This window comes from Microvirgula sp. AG722, assembly GCF_003269145.1.
Taxonomy (GTDB): domain Bacteria; phylum Pseudomonadota; class Gammaproteobacteria; order Burkholderiales; family Aquaspirillaceae; genus Microvirgula; species Microvirgula aerodenitrificans.
The window spans coordinates 54,665-62,578 of sequence record NZ_QLTJ01000018.1 but is presented as its reverse complement, the minus strand read 5'-3'; the positions used below and the strand labels follow the sequence as shown (position 1 = coordinate 62,578).

Below are 7,914 nucleotides of genomic sequence, written 5' to 3'. Positions count from 1 at the left end.
TCCCATCCCGAACAGGACCGTGAAACTGCTTTGCGCCGATGATAGTGTGGCACTTGCCCATGCGAAAGTAGGTCACCGCCAGGTCCTATACTGAAGCCCTCGTACCCTGTACGAGGGCTTCTTTCATTGGTGCGACTGAATGCGCAAAGCCGCCCCCCGTGCCATGCCCGGGGGGCTTTTTTACGGCCATTCTCCGCCCGTCGGCAGGCTGCTGTGCCGGCCTCCGGCATCGCCTATAGCACCAGAAACGGAGTGAAAAGGGGACGCAGATGCTGACAGGAAGGGCGGGGCTGGCTTCAGCGGCCATGACGGCCGGTGCGCGACTGCGCATTGGCATGCATGGCGAACTGGTCGACTGGGTTGGGCAGAGAGCGCCGCTGTATCACCTCGGCAATGGTGCACGCAGCTATGATCCCACTGCGCAGCGTTTCCTGCGCATGGACCCGTTCAGCCCGTTCTCGGCAGGTGGCAGGAATCCGTACGCTTTCTGCGAGGCCGATCCGGTCAATCGCACCGATCCGTCCGGCTATGCTGCCATGAGCATTCAGGCAGGCATCGGGCTGGCATTCGGCATACTGGGTATCTTCCTGACTGCACTGACTTTCGGGGCGGTGGCCTTGCCGCTGACCAGCCTGGTGTCCTGGCTGCTCATGACGCCGGCAGTGCTCGGGGTTGGCGCCAACGTGACCGGGATCCTGTCCTCCGTGCTGGAGGAGACGCACCCCGAGGCCTCGCGCGCGCTGGGCTGGGCTTCACTGGGCCTGGGCATTGCGGCAACGGTATTCGGGGCGCTGCTGCCTTCGGCCGGCCTCTATGCCAAAGCCTCGGGCCGCTTGCTGGTTGGTTCGGCCCGGAAGCCCGATTTTCTTTCTCTCGAGAATGGCAATCTGTTCCTGTTCCAGTCGCGCTTCCGGGATGGTTCGCTGATTGCCACGCATGGCAGCCGGGATGCCGCGCTGTACGGTCCTGCCGGTTCCAGACTGTCGGCGCTGGACTGGAGCATTATCGTGGGTCGCTACCTCAAGGCTTATCGTGACAGCGACCGCAGCGGCCCGCTGTATCTGCTGTCCTGCTATGCAACCCGGAACGGAAGGAATTCCAATGCGGCCATTATTTCCAGCATGCTGCGCCGGGATGTGATTGCTTTCGATGCTCCTGTTTCCAGGATGATGTACACCCGCAGCCATCGCCACTATCTGCTTTTCGATTCCCGCCTCGGCCAGCCGGTCCGGTTCGTCAACCGTGTCCGGCATGTCGTATAGCGGCGAGTGCCGCCTGTCCTGTGACATTCTTGCCACGCTGCTTGTCACCCGATTTGGGGCAGGCAGCACTGCCGGCGTACGGTGTGGGCTCCGACAGTCAACGGGAGTGCATCGTGATCAGGCAATGGGTGTGGGTATGGCTGGCCCTGGCGTGGAGTGTGCCGGTCCTTGCCGCGGTGGATGTCAACAGTGCCAGCGCACAGCAACTGGAGGCGGTCAAAGGCATCGGCCCGGCCAAGGCACGGGCCATCGTCGATTACCGCAGTCGCAACGGCCCGTTCAAGTCGCTGGACGATCTGAGCAAGGTTGACGGGATCGGGCCGAAATCACTGGAGAAGATGAAGCCCGAGCTGCAGCTCGGGACGAAAGCGCCACCGAAACCGGCGGTGAAGAAATAAGACAGAAGGCGGCCACATGGCCGCCTTCTGGTGCGATGGTGCATCAGAGCATCTTGACGAAAGCCTTGGAACGACGCTGGTAGTTGTACAGTTCCTGTTTGCGCAGTGGCAGTTCGGACAGCTCCGCCTCGACAAAACCGCGTTCGACAAACCAGTGTGCGGTCTGGGTCGTCAGCACGAACAGGCGTTCCAGGCCAAGCTGGCGCGCACGCTGCTCGGTATGCCGCAGCAGTGCATCGCCATGACCGCGGCTCTGCCACTGCTGGGACACGGCCAGACAGGCCAGTTCACCCATCTGGCTTTCCGGGAACGGGTACAGCGCCACGCAGCCGGTGATCTTGTTGTCGTGTTCGATGACCGAGTAATAGCCAATCTCCATCTCGATCAGCTCTCGTCCCCGCTTGACCAGCAGACCGTCGCGCTCCAGCGGTTCGATCAGGCCGAGGATGCTGCCGACGTCGTCGATATCGGCCCGGCGCATGACCAGCAGGGCTTCGGGCGCGATCATGGTGCCGCTGCCATCATGGGTGAACAGCTCCTGCAGCAGCGCGCCGTCGCTCTGGGCGACCAGATGCGCCCGCTTGATACCGTGCCGGCTGGCGAGCACGGCGGCGTTCATCGAGCGGCGGACCTCGTCGCTGAGGTGGCTGGCTTCAGTCTGCAGCCAGGTTTCCGCCTCGCGAACGATAAACTCCTTCATGCGCTGGCCATCCGCGTCGACGACGCCGGACGGGCTGTCGACCAGGAACATCAGCTTGTCCGCCTTCAGCGAGATGGCGGCCTGGGTCGCGACGTCTTCCATGCGCAGATTGAAGATCTCGCCAGTCGGCGAGTAGCCGAGCGGTGACAGCAGCACCAGGTCACCGGCATCGAGCCGGGCCTTGATGGCAGCGGTTTCCAGCTTGCGGATCTGGCCGCTGTACTGCATGTCGATCCCGTCGATGACACCGAGCGGACGGGCAATGATGAAGTTGCCACAGGCGACGCGCAGATTGGCACCGGCCATTGGCGAATCGGGCATGGCGACCGACAGCTGGGCTTCGATTTCGGCACGGGTATAGCCGATGGCCTGCTTGACCACTTCCAGACTGGCCAGGTCGGTCAGCCGGTAGTCCTGATGGAAACGGCGGGCAATGCCACGGAACTTGAGCTGGGCCTCGACCTGCGGGCGGGCGCCATGGACCAGGATAATGCGGACGCCAAGGCTGACCAGCAGGTTGATATCGTGCGACAGCGAGGCGAATCGTCGCTGGTCGACCACCTCTCCACCGAAACCGATAACAAAGGTCTTGCCGCGAAAAGTATGGATATACGGAGCGGCTTCACGCAGGCACTGGACAAATTCGTGGCTAGTCATGACGGGAGTATGTTGGAGGTGGGACGGAAAGAATGACGATGTCAGTGGATTGTGCGCTGCATCGTGACAGGCGTACAGACGTATTGCCGGCGAGCATGAACAGCTTACAGCTCGCGGCGCAGTTCTTCCGGTGTGGCGTCGTGATCGCCATGCATGTGCTGTTCATACACGTGCATATAGGCTTCACGCGATTTCAGGGCTGTGGCCGGGACGCCGAGATTGTGCAGCTGGACTGATTCGCTGTAGTCGATCAGCGCATCGCGCATCCTTGCGTAGTGGCTGTCCTCGAGCGGGAAGCCGCACTGCAGCAGCAATGCCCTGAGCTGCTGGTACTGATGCTGGTCGACGTCATAGCGCACCGTGACCCGCTGCTGGTCCGGAAACGCCTGTGCCGACACGCCGGGCAGGCGACCGAGCAGCGCCGCGGCCGCATCCGGCTCTGCGAGCACGACAATGTCGCGGCACTTGCTCAGTTCCCGGTCCGGCATGGGCTGTTCTCCGGAAGAAGCGCCGCCGGCAACTGCCGGCGGCATGGACATCAGTTCTTCTTGTCCAGTATTTGCTGGACCTTGAGGATGTTCAAGGCCTGGGCCAGCTGGTTGTCGGTCTTCGGATCCGGGTCACGCGGGTCGACGCGCGACGGTTCGGTCGTTTCCGGCGCCGCCGGTACTTCCGGTTGCGGAGTGGCCTTGCCCTTGCTGTCCCCGTTCGGATTGGACAGGTGATGGTTCAGATCGGCTTCGCGCACGCGGATGATCGGCAGCGCCACCTGCTTCTTGTCGCTGTCCGGCTGGATGGCTTCGACCGTGACGTCCGGGGTAATGCCCTTGGCCTGGATCGAGGTGCCCTTCGGCGTGAAATACCGCGCCGTGGTCAGCTTGATGCCACCGGCACTGCCCAGCGGCAGGATCGACTGCACCGAGCCCTTGCCGAAGGTCTGCGTACCGACCACTACCGCGCGCTTGTAGTCCTGCAGCGCACCGGTGACGATTTCGGACGCGCTCGCAGTGCCGGCATTGACCAGCACGACCATCGGCACGTTCTTGGCTTCGGCCGGCAGCCCCTTCAGCGGGTCATCCTTGCTGCGCGGGTCGCGCGGATAGTTGGCCGGGTCGGTCGTCAGCTGCATCTTCGCGTCCGGGGTGCGCCCTTCGGTGTAGACCACCAGCTTGTTCTGCGGCAGGAAGGCCGCCGACACGCCGACTGCGGCGTTCAGCAAACCACCCGGATCGTCACGCAGGTCGAGCAGCAGGCCCTTCAGCGGGCGCTTGTTGTCCTTGTACAGCGTGGCGAGTGCCTGGGCCAGGTTCTCGACCGTGTGCTCCTGGAACTGGGTGATGCGGACATAGCCGATATCCGGTTCCAGCAGCTTGAACTTGACGCTCTTGGTCTTGATGATCGCGCGGGTCAGTTGCACGTTGAACGACTTGGCCTCGCTCTTGCGGGCGATGGTCAGCGTGACCCTGGTGCCCGGCTTGCCGCGCATGCGCTTGACCGCATCGGTGCTGGACAGGCCACGCACCGGCGTATCGTCGATCTTGATGATCAGGTCGCCGCTCTTCAGCCCGGCCTTGGCGGCGGGGGTATCCTCGATCGGCGACACGATCTTCACCAGACCGTCTTCCATGCCGATTTCGATGCCCAGACCGCCGAACTCGCCCTGCGTACCCTCACGCAGTTCCTTGAATGCTTCCGGATCCAGATAGCTGGAGTGCGGATCGAGGCCCGATACCATGCCGTTGATGGCCTCGGTAATCAGCTTCTTGTCGTCGACCGGCTCGACATAATCGGACTTGATGCGTCCGTAGACTTCGGCAAACGTCCTCAGCTCGTTGAGCGGCAGGGGGGCCAGCGTGTCCTTGTCGGCCGCGGCCGTGATCGACAGCGTCAGCACGGCACCGACAATGGCGCCGGCGCTGACGAGTGCGAATTTTTGCCGCCGGTTTTGCATGTAATTCTCCTGATGACTATGCGGGTGCGGGCGATCAGCGTGCCCAGCTTGTCGGGTTGAGTGGCTGGCCCTGGTGGCGGATCTCGAAATAAATGCCGCTATCGCCCAAATTGCCTGTACTGCCGGTAGTGGCAACAGTATCACCTGCGCGTATCTGTGTGCCGACTGCTTTGGTCAAACTGTCGCCGCCACCGTAGATGCTCATGTAACTGCCGCCATGGTCAATGATTAGCATGTTGCCGAAACCGCGCAAGCTGTCTGCATAGACAACGCGGCCATCGGCAACGGCATGGACGGCCTGGCCAGGGGCGGCCTTGATGAACAGGCCGCGCCAGGTGGTGCCCTCACTGCGGCGCTCGCCGAAATGACCGGCAATGCTGCCGGCGACCGGCAGCCGCATGCGGCCTTTCAGCGATACGAAGCTGCGGCCGGCGGCCGAGCTGTCGGCGGCTTCGTCGACGCGCTCCTCGGGAATCTGCCGCACGGCCACCGGTGCCGGTGCCGGCTTGCCGGCCTTGCGGGCTTCCTGCGCCCGGCGCTGGTCTTCACGCTGAGCCTCGCGTTTGGCTTCGAGCTGCGCCTTGCGGCGCGCCTCGGCGCGCTGACGCGCGGCTTCGCGCTTGCGCTCGGCGATCTGCTGCTGGATCTGGGCAATCAGGCTGGTCAGGCGTTTCTGGTCTTCCTGCAGCTTGGTCATCTGCGTCTGCTTGCTGGCAATTTCGCGCGACAGCTGCGACACCAGCGTGGCATGCGCATCCTGCTGCTTCAGCAGGTCCTGCTTCTTGCGCTGCCGCTCCGAACTCAGCGAACTGAGCTTGTTCTTTTCCTGCTGCAACTGGGCGGACAGCTGTTCCAGCTCGCCGACCTGCTGCTTCAACTGGGTGAACTGCTTTTGCTGGGCGCGCGACAGATAACCGTAGTACTGCAGGTCGCGGGCTGCCTGGTTCGGGTCCTGCTGCTTGAGCAGCACGGCGAGGGCGTCGGCGGACTGCCGGTGCTCGTACTGTGCTTTCAGGATGTGACCGACGCGCGTGCGCGTACCGTCGATCTGCTTCTGCGTCTCGGCAATCTGGTTTTCGACCCGCTGGATTTCCCGCTCGCTGCTGGACTGCTTGAGATTCAGGTCCTGCAGCAGCTGGTTGGCGGCGGCGATGGCGCTGGCGGACTGCTTCAGCGCGTCACTGGCTTCGGCGCGGTCGGATTCCTTTTCCTTGATGTCTTTCTTCAGCGTACTGATCTGACTGCGGATTTCTTTCAGATCCTGCTGGACCGGTGCCGTGGTCAACGGCGCATTGCCGGCCGGGGCCGCAATGGCGGCGCCGGACAGCAACAGGGCGAGTAGCGAGAGTCTATGTGTCACTGGTACTGGATCAGGGAATGGCCAGTCATCTCGGCCGGAACCGGAACGCCCATCATGGCCAACAGGGTGGGGGCGACATCCTTCAGCGCCCCCCCTGTGGCGATGGTCGCCGAGCGGGGGCTCACGTAGCAGAACGGTACCACGTTGGTCGTATGCTGGGTGTGGGGCTGATGGTGAATCTTGTCGTCCATCTGCTCGCAGTTGCCGTGGTCGGCGGTGATCAGCACCTCGCCGCCGGCGGCCAGCATGGCATCGACGCAGCGGCCGACGCAGTCGTCCAGGGCTTCGACCGCCCTGACTGCCGCGTCGAAGTTGCCGGTATGGCCGACCATGTCGCCGTTGGCGAAGTTGCAGATGATGGCCTGGTACTTGCCGCTGGCGATGGCGGCCAGGATGTTGGCGGTGACTTCGGGAGCGCTCATTTCCGGCTGCAGATCGTAGGTTTCGACCTTCGGTGACGGTACCAGGATGCGGTCTTCGCCCGGATAGACCTTCTCCTCGCCGCCATTGAAGAAGTACGTCACGTGCGGATATTTCTCGGTTTCGGCGATGCGGAGCTGATTCAGCCCCAGCGCGGCGACATATTCGCCGAAGCCGTTATGAATCTGTTGTGGCTGGTAGGCGATGACATGGTGCGCATAGTCGGCGCCGTAGCGGGTCAGCGTGCCGAAGAACCCCAGTCGCGGCTGGCGGACCGGGAAACCGTCGAAGGCCGGGTCGGTCAGCGCGCTGGTCAGTTCGCGCGCCCGGTCGGCGCGGAAATTCATGAACAGGACCGCGTCGCCGTCTTCGATGCGGCCGGGGGCACCGATTACGGTCGGTTTGACGAATTCGTCGTTCTCGTCGCGTGCATAGGCGGCGGCAAGCGCGGCCACACCGGTCTCGGCCTGGTACGGTGCCTCGCCGTCAACCACCAGCCGGCAGGCCTGGGCCACGCGGTCCCAGCGCTTGTCGCGGTCCATGGCGAAGAAACGGCCGCAGACCGAGGCCAGACGGGCATTCGGGCATTCGGCCAGCACGGCGTCGAGTCGGCGCAGATAGGTATCGGCGCTGCGCGGTGGCGTATCGCGGCCATCGAGAAAGGCGTGCAGGCGGATATCTGCGACCCCGGCCGCCTGTGCGGCACGGATCAGCGCGTGGATATGGTTTTCATGGCTGTGGACGCCGCCGTCGGACAGCAGGCCGAACAGGTGCAGCGCATGACCGCGGGCGGCGGCGAAAGCCTGCAGGAAGGCCGGGTTGCGGTCGAACAGGTTTTCCTCGATGTCGAGGTCGATGCGGCTGATGTCCTGGGTAACGACGCGGCCTGCGCCTATGTTTAGGTGACCGACCTCGGAATTGCCGAATTGTCCGGTTGGCAGACCCACGGCGCGCTCGGACGCGTCTATGGTGCCGCAGGCATGCGTGGCCATCAGCCGGTCGAGGTTGGGCTTGCGGGCGTGCAGGATGGCGTTGTCGTCGCCTTCTGCGCGGTGGCCGAAGCCGTCAAGGATCAGAAGAAGGACCGGAGTGACGTTTTTCATAATGGCAATTTGTGAATTTTAATCAATGTGTATATTAGAACTTCTTGATGATTGGGACGTTTC

The 7,914-nt window shown here is 63.2% G+C and carries 7 protein-coding genes; 2 read left to right on the top strand and 5 right to left on the bottom strand.

The window, feature by feature from the left end; translation table 11 throughout:
• Window positions 1–269 precede the first annotated feature (269 nt).
• Together DFO50_RS16565 and DFO50_RS16560 are read left to right on the top strand one after the other, a co-directional pair.
• Window positions 270–1,262, top strand: coding sequence for an RHS repeat-associated core domain-containing protein (locus tag DFO50_RS16565; protein ID WP_107888705.1), 993 nt, complete (start codon window positions 270–272; stop codon window positions 1,260–1,262).
• 113 nt (window positions 1,263–1,375) lie between these two features.
• Window positions 1,376–1,660 (top strand): helix-hairpin-helix domain-containing protein, encoded by a 285-nt coding sequence (locus DFO50_RS16560; RefSeq protein ID WP_308418260.1) that lies wholly within the window; start codon window positions 1,376–1,378, stop codon window positions 1,658–1,660.
• Between the two features lie 43 nt (window positions 1,661–1,703).
• On the opposite strand, the gene argA is transcribed toward DFO50_RS16560, so the two are convergent.
• The 5 genes from argA to gpmI form a co-directional block, all read right to left on the bottom strand.
• On the bottom strand, window positions 1,704–3,017 hold the full coding sequence (gene argA, locus DFO50_RS16555) for an amino-acid N-acetyltransferase (RefSeq protein WP_107888704.1): 1,314 nt from the start codon (window positions 3,015–3,017) through the stop codon (window positions 1,704–1,706).
• 104 nt (window positions 3,018–3,121) lie between these two features.
• The gene (locus DFO50_RS16550; protein ID WP_051528993.1) at window positions 3,122–3,505 is read right to left on the bottom strand and encodes a hypothetical protein; all 384 of its coding nucleotides are present in this window, start codon (window positions 3,503–3,505) and stop codon (window positions 3,122–3,124) included.
• A 50-nt stretch (window positions 3,506–3,555) separates the two neighbouring features.
• Window positions 3,556–4,968: a S41 family peptidase gene (locus DFO50_RS16545; protein ID WP_107888703.1), complete on the bottom strand. Its 1,413-nt coding sequence runs from the start codon at window positions 4,966–4,968 to the stop codon at window positions 3,556–3,558.
• A gap of 34 nt (window positions 4,969–5,002) precedes the next feature.
• The gene (locus tag DFO50_RS16540) at window positions 5,003–6,328 is read right to left on the bottom strand and encodes a murein hydrolase activator EnvC (RefSeq protein WP_028499993.1); all 1,326 of its coding nucleotides are present in this window, start codon (window positions 6,326–6,328) and stop codon (window positions 5,003–5,005) included.
• Entirely contained in the window at window positions 6,325–7,851 is a 1,527-nt protein-coding gene (gene gpmI / locus DFO50_RS16535) for a 2,3-bisphosphoglycerate-independent phosphoglycerate mutase (RefSeq protein WP_028499994.1), read from the bottom strand. Before gpmI ends, DFO50_RS16540 begins: the two co-directional genes overlap by 4 nt.
• Between the last annotated feature and the right edge of the window lie 63 nt (window positions 7,852–7,914).